This is a genomic window from Paeniclostridium hominis, assembly GCF_014306135.1.
Classification (GTDB): domain Bacteria; phylum Bacillota; class Clostridia; order Peptostreptococcales; family Peptostreptococcaceae; genus Paraclostridium; species Paraclostridium hominis.
Genome location: NZ_JACRWD010000005.1, coordinates 23,847 through 40,917, shown reverse-complemented (window position 1 = coordinate 40,917; position 17,071 = coordinate 23,847). Strand labels below are relative to the sequence as shown.

Sequence of the window (17,071 nt, the reverse complement as noted above, 5' to 3'; positions counted from 1 at the left end):
AACATATTATTTATATATATTAGGAGGAGATTTAAAATGGCTTACAAAATTAATGATGCTTGTATAAGCTGTGGTGCTTGCGAAGCTGAGTGCCCAGTTAGCTGTATATCAGCTGGAGATGACAAATACGTTATAGATGCAGACTCTTGTGTTGAGTGTGGTGCTTGTAACGGAGTTTGTCCTGTAGATGCTCCACAACCTGAGTAATAAATAGTATAAAAAAACTACCTACATTGTAGGTAGTTTTTTTATACTATTTATTTTCGTTCATAAGATATGATAAAGTAAATAAACTTTCAGTTAAATTTACATTTTCAACGATAACATCATTTGGAACTTCTAAATCTAATGGAGCAAAATTCCAAATACCTTTTATACCAACTTTCACAAGTCTGTCTACAACATCTTGTGCTCCATTTTTAGGTATACATAATATTGCTATATCAATATTATTTTCTTCTACAAACTCTTCTATACTTTCAGAATCAAGTATTTCAAAATCTCTAATTTTTAATCCTATCATTCTTGGATTTGCATCAAATAAAGCTTTTATTTTAAACCCGGCTTTTGTAAACCCAGAATAGTTTGCTATTGCTTGTCCTAAGTTACCAGCACCTATTATAATAGAATTGTATGTTCTAGATAAACCTAATATTTTACCTATCTCATTATACAATTCTTCAACATTATATCCGTATCCTTGCTGTCCAAAACCACCGAAGTTATTTAAATCTTGTCTAATTTGAGATGCTGTAAATCCTATTATATCACTTAACTCTTTAGAAGATATTCTTTGTATATCTCTATCTAATAAATCTCCAAGGTATCTATGATATTTAGGTAATCTTCTTATTACAGCCATAGAAATATTTCTATTACTCATGTCATCACCTCCTGTATAGTCATAATCCCTATTTTCGTATAATCTATGCTATTTTTTTAACATAGTGCATATATCCTTGATTATATTATACCAAAACATTATAATTTTAGATAGTTTAAGGAGGTATAAATTTATGATTGTTTTGTCATGTAATAACTTAAATAAAAGTTTTGGAATAGATACTATATTAGAAAATATTAGCTTTACAGTAAATGAAGGAGATAAAGTTGGTATTATAGGCGTTAACGGAACAGGTAAAACAACTTTATTCAAGATTCTTTCAGGAATATATGGATATGATAGTGGAGATATATATCTTGGAAAAGGTGTAGAAATAGGCTATCTTGAACAAAATACTAATTTTCAATCGGAAAAAAGTATATATGAAGAAGTTTTAGAAGTTTTTTCAGATTTAATGGAAATGGAAAACTATATAAGAAATTTAGAAATTAGAATTTCTGAAGAAAGTTCAAATCCAAATTCAAAAGAATTAGACAAGCTTATGAATGAATACTCGCATAAGCTAGAGCTTTTTTCAGAATTAAATGGTTATGGATATAAGTCTGAAGTTAAAGGAATTTTAAAAGGTCTAGGATTTTCTGATAACGATATGCAAACTCCAATAAACATATTGTCAGGTGGAGAAAAAACTAGAGTCTTACTTTCAAAATTATTGCTTAAAAACCCTTCACTTTTATTATTAGACGAACCTACTAACCACCTAGATTCAGATGCCATAGAATGGCTTGAAGTTTTCTTAAAACAATACAAAGGAACAGTTATTATCATTTCACACGATAGATATTTCTTAGATCAAGTTGTTAATAGAGTATTTGAAATTCATAATAAAAAACTTAGAACATATAATGGAAACTACTCTAAATTTATAGAGTTATCTAAAGTTGAGAAAGAATTAGAAGTTAAAAAATATGAAGATCAACAAAAAGAAATTAAAAAACAAGAAGAATCAATAGAAAGATTAAAAGCTTACGGTAGAGAAAAACATTTAAAAAGAGCTAGAAGTAAAGAAAAAATGCTTGATAAAGTTGAGGTTTTAGATAGACCTGATGTTCATAGAAAAAGAGCAAGTATAAAATTTAGTCCTTCTGTTTCTAGCGGTAATGATGTTTTAGAAGTTAAAGATATTTCTATGGGTTATGGAGAAAGAATTCTTTTTAAGGATATAAACTTTAATATATATAGAGGTGAAAAAGTTGCACTAATTGGAGCTAACGGTATTGGTAAATCTACCTTATTCAAAATTATTATGAACGAAATAGTACCTCTATCAGGTAGTACTAAACTTGGTACAAATGTACATGTCGATTATTTCCACCAAGAGCAAAAAACTCTTAATTTAGATAATACTATAATAGATGAAATCTGGGATGATCATCCAGAATTAAATCAAACAAATCTTAGAAATATGCTAGGTTCTTTCTTATTTGAAGATGAAGAAGTATTTAAGAAAATCTCTACTTTAAGTGGTGGAGAAAGAGCAAGAGTTGCAATATTAAAACTTATATTATCCAATGCTAACTTCTTGTTACTAGACGAACCTACAAATCACCTTGATATAGATTCTAAAGAAGTGTTAGAAGAAGCACTTTTAAATTATACAGGTACTTTATTTACAATATCTCATGATAGATATTTTTTAAATACTGTAGTTGATAAAATTTTAGTTCTAGACTCTGAAGGTATTACTGAATACTTAGGAAACTACGACTACTATATGGAAAAGAAAAAACAAACTCTAGAAATGAATACTGTAGAAGTTGTTGAAGAGAAAACTAAAACTCAATTAAAAGATGAAAAAAGAAAAGAAAGAGAACAAAGAGAGATAGAAAAAAAAGCTAGAATCAAGAGACAAAATATAGAAAAAGAAATTGAAGAAATTGAAGGTAAGATTGAAGAACTAGATTTACTTATGTGCCAAGAAGAAGTTTATTCTAATCCTGAAAAATCTAAGGAAGTAAGTCAAAATAAATCTAATCTTGAAGAAAAATTAAATAATCTTTACGAAGAATGGGAACAGCTAATGTAAGCTGTTCTTTTTATTTCGATAATTCTGATTTTTCCATAATAAATTAGTTGCTATATATGTGTTGTTTATATTACCATAGTATAGACATTAAAATTTAGGGGGTGCTTATTTGAATAATATTTTAAATTTAAACGATGAAAATAAGAGATTTTATAAACTATTAATTTCACTTTGTATACCTATAATCATACAAAATCTTATCTCAACTTCAGTAAATGTTATAGATACCGTTATGATCAGTAGTTTAGGAGAAACTTCAGTTGCTTCCATAGGAGTTGCTAATCAGTTTTTCTTCTTATTTAATATGACCTTATCTGGTTTAACAGGTGGAGCAGGTTTATTTATATCTCAATTTTATGGAAAAAATGATATTAATAACATAAAAAAAGTGACAGGATTAAATGTTTTACTTGGCATAATACTTGGACTAATATTTCTTATACCTGCGCTTTTCTTTCCAAAACTAATAATACACTTTTTCTCTTATGATCCTAATGTAATAAAACTTTGTATTGATTACTTTAGCATAATAGCATTTTGTTATCCTTTAATTGCAGTTAGTACTGTTTTTAGTATGGGATCTAGAAGTGTAAGAAATCCTAAATTAGGAATGATTTGTAGTGCAGTAGCTCTTATAAGTAATATAATCTTAAATTATGGATTAATATTTGGTAATTTAGGTCTTCCTGCATTAGGAGTTAAAGGTGCAGCCTTAGCAACTGTTATAGCTAGATTAATTGAATTTTCACTTTTAATTGCCTATGTTTATGTAGTTAAAAAGAATTATGTTTTAAGATTTAATTTAAGCAATTTAAAATCTATCGACAAATCATTTATAAATGCATTTTTTGCTAAAAGTACACCAATCTTATTAAATGATTCTGGTTGGGCTATAGGAACTGTGTTATATTCTGTAGCATATTCTAAAGCAGGTACTTCTGCGATTGCTGCAAGTCAAATAGCAACAAGTACAGGTAACTTCTTTATAATGACTGCTGTTTGTGTAGCTATAGGAGCATCTATTATGCTAGGAAATGAACTTGGAGCAGATAATAAAGAAGTCGCTATTGATTATGCTAAAAAGTTTTCTAAGATTGTATTTGTTGTAGGAACTCTATTTGGTATACTTCTTATATTTAATATTCCTATGCTACTTAAGATGTTTAGCGTCTCTGATAGTCTAGCACCTGATATCATTAAGATATTTGTTATTATGGGATTATTAATGGGACTTAAATCTTTTAATACACTTTTAGTTATAGGTATATTAAGAAGTGGTGGAGATACTAAATACTCTTTATTCTTAGAATTAGGATGTATGTGGTTAGTCTCACTTCCTCTTACTTTTATATTCGCTATTAAAGGAGCGCCAATTTACGTACTTGTTCTTATTACTTATTCTGAAGAAATAGTAAAATTCATATTTGGTGTCCCTAGAGCATTATCTAAAAAGTGGGTTGCTAACATCGTTAAAGAAATTAATTAATAAAGCTTGGACTTATAAAATAGTAATTTAATATTTTATAAGTCCAAGCTTTTATTTTTAGCAATATAAATTATTTAATTTTGTCCAATTTTTAAATTTGGAACTGCATTTAAGCTCATATCATCTCTTCTTCCATTAATAAAACTATAATATCCTGCACATCCAATCATAGCTGCATTATCTGTACATAAAATAGGAGATGGATACTTAACTTTTATATTTTGTTTTTCACCCATAATTGTTAGTTTTTCTCTAAGTGCTGAATTTGATGCAACCCCTCCAGCTAAGGCAATAGTATCATATCCTTTTTCTTTTGCTGCCTTTATAGCTTTTTTAGATAAAACTTCTACTACAGCCTCTTGGAAAGATGCTGCTACATCTTCTACTACTATTTCTTCTTTTTTCATTTTTTTAGCATTTAAATAATTTAAAACTGCTGACTTTAAACCACTAAAGCTAAAGTCATATCCTTCATCCATACATGCTCTAGGAAAATCTATTGCTTTTTTGTTACCACTTTTAGCCAATCTATCAATTATTGGTCCACCTGGATATCCTAATCCCATGGCTCTTGCTATTTTATCAAATGCCTCTCCTGATGCATCATCCTTAGTTTTTCCTAAGATTTCATATTTACCATAATCTTTAACTTCTACTAAGTGAGTATGTCCACCTGAAACTATTAATGTTATAAATGGAGGTTTTAAATCTTTATCTTGTATATAATTAGCACTTACATGCCCTTCTATATGATTTACACCTACTAATGGTATATCTAAAGTGTATGCTAGTGCTTTAGCATAAGATAATCCCACTAAAACTGCCCCTACTAATCCAGGTCCATATGTTACTGCTATATGGTCAATATCATCAAATGTTACTTTTGCTTCATCAAGAGCTTGTTGAACAACCATAGGTATATTTTCTATATGTTTTCTAGATGCAACCTCTGGTACAACTCCACCAAATTTTTTATGTAATTCAATTTGAGTTGATATTATATTACTTAAAACTTCTCTTCCATTTTTAAGAATTGCACAAGCTGTTTCATCACAGCTAGATTCTATAGCTAATGTTATTATATCTTTCATCACTACACCTCTTTTAATTGGCTCCACATTATCATTGCATCTTCTTTGTTGTCACTGTAATATTCTTTTCTTATTCCAGCTAATTTAAATCCATATTTTTTATATAAATTTTGAGCTACTAAATTAGAAACTCTTACCTCTAAAGTCATAGCAAATATGTGATTTTCTTTACACTTTTCAACAAGATGCTTTATAAGTTTATCGCCTATCTTTTGTCCTCTATAATCACTATGTACTGCAACGTTTGTTATATGTCCTTCACCAGCTATGAACCATATTCCTACATAGCCAACAATCTTTTTATCTATTTGCGCTACTAAATATCTAGCAACATCATTTTTCATTTCTTTTTCAAATTCAGACTTAGACCAGTAATGTTCAAAGCAATTTTTTTCTACTTGAAAAACGCCTTCTACATCATCTATATTCATGTCTCTTATTATTAAATTGCTATTTGTCATTTTCTAACCTCTTAATTTTTTCTTCATATTGAACTTCTGCTTGAGATTTTCTTATATACATTGGATTTACAGTATAGCAATTATATACATCCATATCTTTATGGTATTTCATAGCTCCTATTGCACATAAACTACTTGCTTTGCTAACATTATTAGATGCTGACGCTACGTAAATATTTTCAACTGGTTCAAGCTTTTCTTTATATAAAATCGTAGCTTCCCCAACTAAAATAAAATCTTCATCTTTATTAGATAATTCTTCTATTAATGATTCTATTTCAATAACTTTTATATCTTCTATTGTTTTAAATTCTCCATTTTCAAACTTATACTTTCCTGTATAAACTTGATTTCTTTGAGCATCTAAAATAGGGCATATTATTTTATCACATAAATTCATATTAAATGCTAGAGATTCTAAAGAATTGACAGCTATTATTGGTAAGTTTCTAACTTGAGCTATTGCTTTTGCTGTAGCCATAGAAATTCTAAGTCCAGTAAATGAACCCGGTCCTATACATATTGCTATTGAATCTATGTCTTTTATATTTAAATCACTTTCTTTTATCATTGATTCAATCATTACCATAAGTTTTTGAGAATGTGTTTTTTTAGTATTTACTGTATATTCACAAATTAATTTTTCATCTTCTATAACACACACACTAGTTGAATGTGTAGAAGTATCTATTCCTAATATTTTCATTACTTAGTCAACTCCTTAACTATTTCTTCATACTTTTCTCCTTTTGGAGTTAATATCATTTCTCTTCCTGTTTCTTTATAGTTCATTTCTATATATAAGTATTCATTTGGAAGTATATCCTCTATTAAGTTTGCCCATTCTATTATACAAACTCCTTCTCCATCTATATACTCATCAAAGCCTATATCATACATTTCGTCACTGCTTCCAATTCTATATACATCAAAATGATATAAAGGCATTCTTCCTTCATATTCATTTACTATATTAAAAGTAGGACTTGTTATATAATCATCTACTTCTAAAGCTTTTGCTAAACTTTGAGTCATAGTCGTTTTACCTGCACCTAAATCTCCAATTAAACAAACTACACTTTTAGGTGTTAAAAGTTGACCTAATTTATAACCTATTTCTTTAGTTTGTTCTTCATTTTCTAAATATATTTTAACCATCTATATCATCTCCATAAATAAGACTTTTTTATTATTTTTTAATGTAACAGATATTATTATATTATAACCAATTACTATTATAAAGGTTTTAAATTGACAAAGTTTTTTTATATAACACTTATTTGTAAATTTATGGTAATATATTCTATGACAAGGGGGGATTAACTTGAATTATAAAGTTCTTACGTATGAAGATTACGATGATATATTGGATATATCAAAAAATATTTGGGAAGGAAAAGATTATATACCTAAAATATTTCATAAATGGGTAGATGCAAAAGAGGGCTGTTTTTTAGGTTTAGAAAAAGATAATAAGATTGTAGCATTTGGAAAGTATACAGTATTACCAGATAGACAAGGGTGGATTGAAGGACTTAGAGTTCATATAGAATATAGAGGGCAACAACTTGCTCATGCTATTATTGACACGCTATTTAATATAGCTAGAGAAGATTTAAGAAATGGTAAAACAACTAATATAGGAATATGTACTCAAAAAGATACTAAAGCTAGTATAAAAATGTTCAAAGCTAAAAACTTTAAATTTATTCAAGGTTGTCTTGTATGTTTTAAAAGTTATGAGAGTATTAAAGGCTTAGACATCAAAATTGATGACTTTAATATAGAAAGTTGGAATATTTCATATGAAGATTTCAAAAATCTTGATTACTTCAAAAATTTTAATAATAAGTTAGCTTCTGGTTTTACTTATTTAAATATATGCGAAGATGTATATAATGATTTAGTAAAAAATAATTCTTTGGTAATAGTTAATGGACATAAGTGTATAGTTACAATGAAAGCATGCCCTTCTATAATTTGTATAGATAATACATTTGAAGGTATAAACGATGCTACTAACTACTACTTATTAAAATCAAAAGCCAGAGAAGCTGAAATTTATGTTTCTAATCCATATAATGATCTAGTAGATAAACTTAAGAATAATCATTATAGATCTATGTCTGATTTTGATAAAGACTGTGTTTATTATACTTATAAAGAATAAACCTTAAAATAAAAAGACTATATTAAAATAAATTAGTATGCTAGTTAGCAATTTACTTTTATATCTAGCATACTAACTTATTATTTTAATATAGTCTATTTTTTAAGTATAACTTCCATCTTCTTGTATAATGGTAGTGTTATTAATGATATTAATACTGCTTTAACTAAATTAAAAGGAGCTATCATCCAAATAACAAAACTTCCTAAATCTGTAATCCTTGGATTTATTATATTCCCCATGCTTATTATAGCTTCCATTGGCATTACTTTAGCATAAAAAGGCAATAACATATAATAATTAGTTAGGCATCCCACTATAATCATAGCTATAGTCCCTAATATAAATCCTATTAATAAACCTTTAATATCTTTTTTATGTCTATAAATTAAAGATACTATTACTACATATGATCCACCAATTAATAAATTAGCTATTTCTCCTATCCAAGCAGTAGTAGAAGCCGTCATAGCTTGAAATAAATTTTTTATAAATACTATTATAAATCCTGCAATTGGTCCTAAAGACATACCTCCAAATATAGCAGGAACATCTGATATGTCTATTTTAAGAAAATCTGGGAATATCCCTGGTATTGGCAGTGATATAAACATCAGTATATAAGATATAGCTGATAATATCGCTACCTTCGTCATAGTATTTGTTGACATCAATCTTTGTTTTTTAATTATTTGTTGCATATATAAAACCTCCTAATTTATATATTAGGAAAAATAAAAGCCCGAAGAATCTCTTCGAGCTTAGTTTTTGAGTATATCAAAAATAAAATTCATTTATTTTTAAATTTTATACATTTATACTAATCCTCTCTCATCCAGACTTTACTGTCGGCCTTGGAATTTCACCAAGTCATGCTACAAATGTAGCTCGCGGGCTATACCGCCGGTAGGGAATCTCACCCTGCCCCGAAGATTTTCGTGCTATTTAATTTTCCTTATAATTATATATTATAAACTTTACATATTTATGTCAATAATTTAATCTTTAATTATTTACTATAAACAACTTTTCCATCAATTATAGTATATAATACGTTACTTTGGATTTCTAATGGATCATTATCCCATATAACTATGTCTGCATCTTTTCCTATTTCTAAAGACCCTACTCTATCTTCTATACCTAATAACTTAGCTGCATTTATAGTTATAGCTTCTATAGCTTTTTCATACATCATACCATGTTTAACTGCTATTCCTGCGCATATAGGTAAATAGTGAAGTGGTACAACAGGATGGTCTGTTGTTAAAGATACATTCATACCTGCATTAGATAAAATTCCAGCTGTATCAAAAGTTAAATTTCTAAGTTCTATTTTAGATCTCTCTGAAAGAGAAGGCCCAACTACAACAGGATATCCTTCTTCTAATAAATCTTCTACTATTAAATGTCCTTCTGTACAATGATCTAAAGTTAATTTAAGATTGAACTCTTTAGCTATTCTTATAGCAGTGAACATATCATCAGCTCTATGTGCATGAACTTTAAATGGAATTTCTCTTCTAAGTACAGGTAGTAAACTTTCCATTTTTATATCGTAATCTGGCTTTTCATTTTCATCATCTTCTTCATGCATAAGAATTGCATCTAAGTACTGCTCAGCTTCTTTTAATGTTTCTCTTAACATTGCAGCTATTGCCATTCTAGTTTGTGGTGTTTTATCATCTTGTCCATAACAACTTTTTGGATTTTCTCCAAAAGCTATTTTTGAAGCTACTGGATTTTTTATAACCATTTTATCAATTCTTCTTCCAACAGTTTTTATAGCTATACACTGTCCACCCATAACATTAGCACTTCCTGGTGTTGTACAAACTGAAGTTATTCCTCCATTTCGGGCTTCTTCAAAACTTCTTTCCATGGGATTTATTCCATCTATAGGATTTAAATGTGGAGTTATTGGATCTGTTTCTTCATTTCCATCGGCTCCTTCAAATCCCATTCCATCTTCCCACAATCCTAGATGTGTATGTGCATCTATAAATCCTGGATATACTTGATTGCCATTAGCATCTATTACTTGTGCATCTTGTGGATGTGATATATTAGTTCCTATTTCTATTATCTTACCATTTTCTATAAGTATATCACCATGAATTATTCCATTAGTGACAGTATTTATAACTCCATTTTTTATAAAAAGCATTTACTCCTCCTATATCTCCTTAACATCTCTCATAGTTAAAGAAACTCTTTGTGTTTTTAAATCTACTCCTATTACTTTTACATCTATTACATCCCCAACTGTAACTATTGTCATAGGATCTTTTACAAATTTATTGCTCATTTGAGATTTATGAACTAGTCCATCATTTTTTATTCCTATATCAACAAAAGCTCCAAAGTCTACTACATTTCTAACAGTTCCTTTTAAAACCATACCTTCTTTTATATCTTCAATTTTCAATACGTCAGTTCTAAGAACTGGTTTCATACCTTCTTCTCTAGGGTCTCTTCCTGGTTTTTTAATTTCAGATATAATATCTTTTAAAGTTACTACTCCTACTTCTAGTTCTTCACTTAATTTGTCTATACCTATAGCTTCAATTTTTGAATCTATGTCACTTATACTTTTATCTTTTATATCATTTAATGAATATCCAATTCTCTCTAAAAGTTTTTTACATACATCATAACTTTCAGGATGTACAGATGTATTATCTAAAGGATTTTTAGAATCTGTTATTCTCATAAACCCAGCACATTGCGTAAATGCTTGAGGCCCTAATCTTTTTACTTTTTTAATCTGATCCCTTGATGTAAAATTCCCATTTTCTTCTCTATAAGCTATTATGTTTTTAGCTATAGTTTTACTTATACCTGCTATATGCTCAAGTAATGAATATGATGCTGTGTTTAAATCAACTCCAACAGAGTTTACTGAGTCTTCAACAACTCCATCTAAAACCTCTTCTAATCTCTTTTTATTAAGATCATGTTGATATTGCCCAACACCTATGCTCTTTGGATCTATTTTTACTAATTCAGCTAGCGGATCTTGTAATCTTCTCGCTATTGAAATTGCACCTCTTATAGATACATTTATATCTGGATGTTCTTCATTAGCAAGTTCTGATGCTGAATAAACTGATGCTCCTGCTTCACTTACTATTGTATATTGAACTTCTTTCTTTATTTCTTTTAACATTTCAGATACAAATTGTTCCGATTCTCTTGATGCAGTTCCATTACCTATAGAAATTATATCTATATCATGCTTTTCTATAAGTTGTTTTAAAGTTTTCTTTGCTCCTTCAATATCATTTTGAGGCTTAGTAGGATATACTGTTGTATAATCTAAAAGCTTACCATTTTTATCAACTACTGCAATTTTACATCCAGTTCTATATGCTGGGTCAAACCCCATTACAACTTTATCTTTTACTGGTGGTTGAAGTAATAAACTTTTTACATTTTGACCAAAAACACTTATAGCTCTTTCGTGAGCTATATCTGTTAAATGATTTCTTACTTCTCTTTCTATAGAAGGGAATATAAGTCTTTTATATGCATCTTCTATAGCTAGCTTTATTTCATCTTCATTAGTTTTATTATTTTTATTAATATAATTATCTATTATATGATTTATTACTTTATCGTTATTTATCTCTAATTTAACTTTTAAGAATTCTTCTTTTTCACCTCTGTTTATTGCAAGTACTCTATGTGGAGCTATGGTCTTTACAGCTTCACTATAATCATAATACATATCATAAACAGATTTTTCATCTTTTGTATTTTTAGTAATAATAGTTCCTTCTCTTAAAGATAAATCTCTTATATATTTTCTTAATTTTGCATCTTCTGATACTATTTCAGCAATTATATCTTTAGCTCCTTTTAATGCATCTAGTTCTGAATTAACTTCTTTTTCTAAATCTATATATTTTTTAGTTTCTTTTTCTAAATCTATATTTTCATTTAATATAGACATTGCTAATGGTTCTAATCCTTTTTCTTTTGCTATAATTGCTCTCGTTCTTTTCTTTTGTTTAAAAGGTGCATAAATATCTTCTACTTCTTGAAGTGTTTTAGCTTGCTCTATATTTTTAACTATTTCTTCAGTTAACTTCCCTTGTTCTTCTATAATCCTTTTTACGTCATCTTTCCTACTTTGTAAATTTCTTAGATAAACTAATTTATCATAAAATGCTCTAAGAGTTACATCACTCATTTCTCCCGTCATTTCTTTTCTGTATCTAGCTATAAATGGTATAGTATTACCTTCATCTATAAGCTTTATAGTATTTTCTATTTGTGAATCTCTTAAATTAAACTCTGATTTTAATATTTTATTTATATCCAATTTAATTCCTCCTAAAATAAGGCTTAAGAATTAACTTCTTAAGCCTTAAGTTTTATGAATTATTTTAATTTAGCCATTTTTAAATATTCATTTATAAATAAATCTATATTTCCATCCATAACACTATCAACATTTCCAATTTCAGCATTAGTTCTATGGTCTTTAACTAGCTTGTATGGTTGGAATACATAAGATCTTATCTGACTTCCCCAAGTTATTTGCGAATATTTACCTTGTAAATCTTCTATTGTTTCTTTTTGTTCTAACTCTTTAAGCTCTATAAGTTTTGCCATTAACATTCTCATAGCAGTATCTTTATTGCTATGTTGGGATCTTTGGTTTTGGCACTGAACGACTACACCTGTTGGTATATGTGTTATTCTTACTGCTGAGTCAGTAGTATTTATATGTTGACCTCCAGCTCCAGATGCTCTATACGTATCTATTTTTAAATCTGAAGGATTTATATCTATAGTTATACTATCGTCCAATTCTGGTATTACATCTACTGATGCAAAAGATGTATGTCTTTTTCCTGATGGATCAAAAGGTGATATTCTTACAATTCTATGTACACCTTTTTCACTTTTTAAGTATCCATAAGCATTTAGACCTTCTATTTGTATAGTAGCACTTTTTATTCCAGCTTCTGGATCATAAATTAAATCTAATGTTTTAACTTTAAATCCTTTAGAACTTGCCCATCTATCATACATTCTTAAAAGCATATTTGCCCAATCCTGAGCATCTAGTCCTCCAGTACCTGCATTTATAGATAGTATAGCATTATTTTTGTCGTATTCTCCACTTAATAATGTTTTAATTTTTACTTTATCTATTTCTTCTTCAAGTGAATTTATAGAAGTATTGACTTCTTTTTCTAAAGATGAATCATTTTCTTCTAAAGCTAACTCTATAAGAACTTCTATATCATCTAGAGAAGACTGTAGATAATTAAACTCATCTACAGTACTCTTTAAATTTTTGTTTTCTTGTAAAGTCTTTTGCGCTTTATCATTATCATTCCAGAAATCTTGTTCACTCATTATTTTTTCATTTTCAATTATTTTTTCTCTTAAGCCATCTATGTCAAAGAGAAGCCCTCAATTCTTGTATATTTTTAGACATATCTTCTATTTTATGTCTATACTCTTGTATATTAAGCATTTTTACCTCCAGATTATCTTCCACAACATTTTTTATATTTTTTACCACTTCCGCAAGGACACTCGTCATTTCTTCCTATTTCTTCACCTTTTTTTACAGGCTTATTTCCTTGTCCTTCATCAGCGTTTGAAGACATCTTATCTACATCTACTACTTGTTTTCTTTCTATAGGTGCTTCCACTGTAAAGTTATATAAATATCTTACAGTATCTTCCTTTATAGCTTTTGTCATATTGTCAAACATATCAAATCCTTCTAATTTGTATGCTACAACAGGGTCTTGTTGACCTATTGCTCTAAGACCTATACCTTGACGTAATTGATCCATAGCATCTATATGATCTATCCAATAAGAATCAACTGCTTGAAGAAGTATTACTCTTTCTATTTCTCTCATTTTTTCAGGTGAAACCATATCTTCTTTTTCTTTATAAATTTTATTAGCTATTTCATATACAGCATTTATAAGATCTTCTTTTTTCATATTTTCAAGGTTTTCAACTTCTAAACTTCCTTTTGGCATAAACATATGATATAGATGTTCTTTATATGCATGAAGATCTAACCCTTGATCTGTAACATATATATCGTATGATTCTTCTATTATTGATAGAATCATTGCTTGAATTTGTTCTTGTAAGTTTTCACCTTCTAATACACGGCCTCTTTGCTCATATATTATTTCTCTTTGCTTATTCATAACATCATCATATTGAAGTACATGCTTTCTTATACCAAAGTTTCTACCTTCAACTTTCTTTTGAGCATTTTCTATAGATTTAGTTAACATTTTAGCTTCTATTGGTGTATCATCATCTAATCCTATCTTTTCAACCATTCCAGATATTCTTTCACTTCCGAATAATCTCATAAGCTCATCTTCTAAACTTATATAGAATCTTGAACTACCTGGATCTCCTTGACGTCCTGCACGACCACGTAACTGATTATCAATTCTTCTTGATTCGTGTCTTTCTGTACCTATTATAGCTAATCCACCAGCTTCTCTAACTTTATTTTGTTCTTGTTCTGTTTGCTCTTTATATTTTTTAAGTATTTTATCATAATCAGATTTAGCTTTTACTATATCTTCTGTTAATTCTATTCCTAAACTTTCTATATCTGCATCAACTGTATTTATTAATTCCTCAGAGTATCCCATTTTCTTCATTTCTTTTTTAGTTAAGAATACTGGGTTACCTCCTAAAACAATGTCAGTACCACGACCTGCCATATTAGTTGCTATAGTTACAGCTCCTAATCTACCGGCTTGCGCTACTATCTCTGCCTCTTTATGGTGGTTTTTAGCATTTAACACTTCATGTTTTACGCCTTTTCTTTTTAGAAGCATAGATAATACTTCAGATTTTTCAATCGATACTGTACCAACAAGAACGGGTTGATTATTTTTATGTCTTTCTATTATATCTTCTACAACTGCATTAAACTTACCTAACTCACTTTTATAAACTGAATCAGATAAATCTTCTCTTAATATTGGCTTGTTAGTTGGTATTTGAACAACATCCATTTTATATATAGCTTTAAATTCTTCTTCTTCTGTTTTAGCTGTACCTGTCATTCCTGATAGCTTATTATACATTCTAAAATAGTTTTGGAATGTTATAGTAGCTAAAGTTTTAGACTCTCTTTGAATTCTTAATCCTTCTTTTGCTTCTATAGCTTGGTGTAATCCTTCTGAGTATCTTCTACCAAACATAAGTCTTCCTGTAAATTCATCAACTATAACTATTTCTCCATCTCTAACAACATAGTCTACATCTAACTTCATTATTTTATGAGCTTTTAATGCTTGATTTATATGATGGAATAATTCTATATGAGCTATATCTGTTATGTTATCAACTCCAAAATAAACCTCTGCTTTTTGTATACCACTTTCTGTTAAAGATACAGACTTTTGTTTTTCATCTATCTCAAAGTTATCATCTTTTAAAGTATGTATAAATGTATTTGCATCTGAATATAGATGAGTCGATTTATCTCCAGGTCCAGATATTATAAGAGGAGTTCTAGCCTCATCTACTAATATAGAATCGACCTCATCCACTATTGCATAATTTAATTCTCTTTGTACTTTTTGTTCTTTGTGTATTACCATGTTATCCTTTAGGTAATCAAATCCATATTCATTATTTGTACCATAAGTTATATCACACTCATATTGAGCTTTTCTTTCTTGTGGGTTTTGTCCATGAACTATAACACCTACTGTCATTCCTAAGAATTCATAAATTTTACCCATCTGCTCTTTATCACGTTTTGCTAAGTAATCATTTACTGTAACTACGTGTACACCTTTACCAGTTAAGGCATTTAAATAAACTGGAGCTGTTGCAACTAAAGTTTTACCTTCTCCAGTCTTCATTTCAGCTATTCTTCCTTGGTGTAATACTATTCCACCTATAAGCTGAACTCTATATTGTCTCATTCCAAGAACCCTTTTTGAAGCTTCCCTAGCAACTGCAAATGCTTCGGTTAATATGTCATCTACTGTTTCTCCATTTTTAAGTCTTTCTTTAAATACGTTAGTCATATTCTTTAATTCACTATCTGACATTGCTTGAAACTTAGGTTCTAATGCATCTATCTCATCTACTGTTTTATTGAACTTCTTCATTTCTTTTTTATCTGCTATATTAAATAAGTTATCTAATAAACCCATATACTATTCTCTCCTCGTTCATTATATGTATAATATACATTTTACCATAAAACTATTATATTTTATATTTAAAAAGCTATCGATGTTCATTTTTATCGATAGCTTTAATAATCAAATTTAATTCTACTCTTGCTCTATTATTCCATAGCCGCCATTTTTTCTCTTATATACTATTGATATATCATCAGTTTGTGCATTTGTAAACATATAGAAATCATGCCCTAGTAAATCCATTTGTAATACAGCTTCTTCCGGACTCATCGGTTTAATACTAAATTTCTTACGTCTATCTATTGAAATATCTATAGAGTTTTCATTTTCATTTTGTAGATCTTCTTCCGTTAAATCCTCTATATGACTAAATCTTATACTTTCATTTGACTGATGTCTATCTTGTACTCTTTTTTTATATTTTCTTAATTGTGTATTAAGCTTATCATATACAACATCCATAGCTGCATATAAACTTTCTTCTGTATCTTCTGCTCTTATTATAGGTCCACTTATAGGTATTACAGTTACCTCTACTTTTTGTCTTGCTTTTTTAGCACTTACAGTAACTTTTACTTCTGTTTCTGGGTGAAGGTAGTAATCTAATCTTTCTAATTTTTCTTCTACTGCATCTTTTATAGCATCTGTTAATTCCATTTGTTTCCCAGATATTGTTATTCTCATAAGAACATCTCCCTTCAGAATATACCAGTATAAAAACTATACTTATCGTATATATTTCTATGCTTAAATTCAATTTCC

15 protein-coding genes and 1 riboswitch are annotated in these 17,071 nt (G+C 28.7%); of the genes, 4 read left to right on the top strand and 11 right to left on the bottom strand.

Translation table 11 applies throughout. From position 1 onward, the window contains the following. Positions 1 to 36: 36 nt before the first annotated feature. Positions 37 to 207 carry a DUF362 domain-containing protein gene (locus tag H8891_RS11605; RefSeq protein WP_147547407.1) on the top strand — a complete coding sequence of 57 codons (171 nt, stop codon included), beginning with the start codon at positions 37 to 39 and terminating at the stop codon, positions 205 to 207. Between the two features lie 46 nt (positions 208 to 253). On the opposite strand, the gene H8891_RS11600 is transcribed toward H8891_RS11605, so the two are convergent. After that, positions 254 to 883 (bottom strand): redox-sensing transcriptional repressor Rex, encoded by a 630-nt coding sequence (locus H8891_RS11600; RefSeq protein WP_147547409.1) that lies wholly within the window; start codon positions 881 to 883, stop codon positions 254 to 256. A 133-nt stretch (positions 884 to 1,016) separates the two neighbouring features. On the opposite strand from H8891_RS11600, the gene H8891_RS11595 reads away from it, so the two are divergent. Further along, complete coding sequence (locus H8891_RS11595; protein WP_187006571.1) at positions 1,017 to 2,930, top strand: ABC-F family ATP-binding cassette domain-containing protein; 1,914 nt, start codon at positions 1,017 to 1,019, stop codon at positions 2,928 to 2,930. Positions 2,931 to 3,039: 109 nt separating this feature from the next. Continuing rightward, complete coding sequence (locus H8891_RS11590; RefSeq protein WP_187006570.1) at positions 3,040 to 4,416, top strand: MATE family efflux transporter; 1,377 nt, start codon at positions 3,040 to 3,042, stop codon at positions 4,414 to 4,416. 74 nt (positions 4,417 to 4,490) lie between these two features. Here the strand turns inward: H8891_RS11590 and tsaD are convergent, their stop codons facing one another. The 4 genes from tsaD to tsaE are packed head-to-tail and all read right to left on the bottom strand — an operon-like array spanning position 4,491 to position 7,126. Then, entirely contained in the window at positions 4,491 to 5,507 is a 1,017-nt protein-coding gene (gene tsaD, locus H8891_RS11585; protein ID WP_187006569.1) for a tRNA (adenosine(37)-N6)-threonylcarbamoyltransferase complex transferase subunit TsaD, read from the bottom strand. Between the two features lie 2 nt (positions 5,508 to 5,509). Further along, entirely contained in the window at positions 5,510 to 5,968 is a 459-nt protein-coding gene (gene rimI / locus H8891_RS11580; protein ID WP_243207843.1) for a ribosomal protein S18-alanine N-acetyltransferase, read from the bottom strand. Beyond that, entirely contained in the window at positions 5,958 to 6,674 is a 717-nt protein-coding gene (gene tsaB / locus H8891_RS11575) for a tRNA (adenosine(37)-N6)-threonylcarbamoyltransferase complex dimerization subunit type 1 TsaB (RefSeq protein ID WP_187006568.1), read from the bottom strand. Before tsaB ends, rimI begins: the two co-directional genes overlap by 11 nt. After that, entirely contained in the window at positions 6,674 to 7,126 is a 453-nt protein-coding gene (gene tsaE / locus H8891_RS11570) for a tRNA (adenosine(37)-N6)-threonylcarbamoyltransferase complex ATPase subunit type 1 TsaE (protein WP_187006567.1), read from the bottom strand. Before tsaE ends, tsaB begins: the two co-directional genes overlap by 1 nt. Positions 7,127 to 7,292: 166 nt before the next feature. Between tsaE and H8891_RS11565 the strand changes: the two genes are divergently transcribed. Beyond that, entirely contained in the window at positions 7,293 to 8,138 is an 846-nt protein-coding gene (locus tag H8891_RS11565; protein WP_187006566.1) for a GNAT family N-acetyltransferase, read from the top strand. Positions 8,139 to 8,233: 95 nt separating this feature from the next. On the opposite strand, the gene H8891_RS11560 is transcribed toward H8891_RS11565, so the two are convergent. The 6 genes from H8891_RS11560 to hpf all read right to left on the bottom strand — a co-directional run bounded on the left by H8891_RS11560 (position 8,234) and on the right by hpf (position 16,993). Continuing rightward, the gene (locus H8891_RS11560; protein ID WP_187006565.1) at positions 8,234 to 8,839 is read right to left on the bottom strand and encodes an ECF transporter S component; all 606 of its coding nucleotides are present in this window, start codon (positions 8,837 to 8,839) and stop codon (positions 8,234 to 8,236) included. Between the two features lie 118 nt (positions 8,840 to 8,957). Beyond that, a riboswitch (FMN riboswitch) is annotated at positions 8,958 to 9,076 on the bottom strand. Between the two features lie 71 nt (positions 9,077 to 9,147). Further along, positions 9,148 to 10,305, bottom strand: coding sequence for an amidohydrolase (locus H8891_RS11555; protein ID WP_187006564.1), 1,158 nt, complete (start codon positions 10,303 to 10,305; stop codon positions 9,148 to 9,150). A gap of 9 nt (positions 10,306 to 10,314) precedes the next feature. Continuing rightward, on the bottom strand, positions 10,315 to 12,465 hold the full coding sequence (locus H8891_RS11550; RefSeq protein ID WP_187006563.1) for a Tex family protein: 2,151 nt from the start codon (positions 12,463 to 12,465) through the stop codon (positions 10,315 to 10,317). 59 nt (positions 12,466 to 12,524) lie between these two features. Beyond that, positions 12,525 to 13,632, bottom strand: a protein-coding gene (gene prfB / locus H8891_RS11545; RefSeq protein WP_187006562.1) for a peptide chain release factor 2 whose coding sequence is annotated in 2 segments (ribosomal slippage) — positions 12,525 to 13,556 and positions 13,558 to 13,632 — 1,107 coding nt in all. Because the reading frame shifts where the segments join, the coding sequence is not laid out codon by codon here. 13 nt (positions 13,633 to 13,645) lie between these two features. Then, positions 13,646 to 16,318 (bottom strand): preprotein translocase subunit SecA, encoded by a 2,673-nt coding sequence (gene secA / locus H8891_RS11540; protein ID WP_187006561.1) that lies wholly within the window; start codon positions 16,316 to 16,318, stop codon positions 13,646 to 13,648. Between the two features lie 123 nt (positions 16,319 to 16,441). Next, entirely contained in the window at positions 16,442 to 16,993 is a 552-nt protein-coding gene (hpf, locus tag H8891_RS11535; RefSeq protein ID WP_147547444.1) for a ribosome hibernation-promoting factor, HPF/YfiA family, read from the bottom strand. Positions 16,994 to 17,071: the final 78 nt, after the last annotated feature.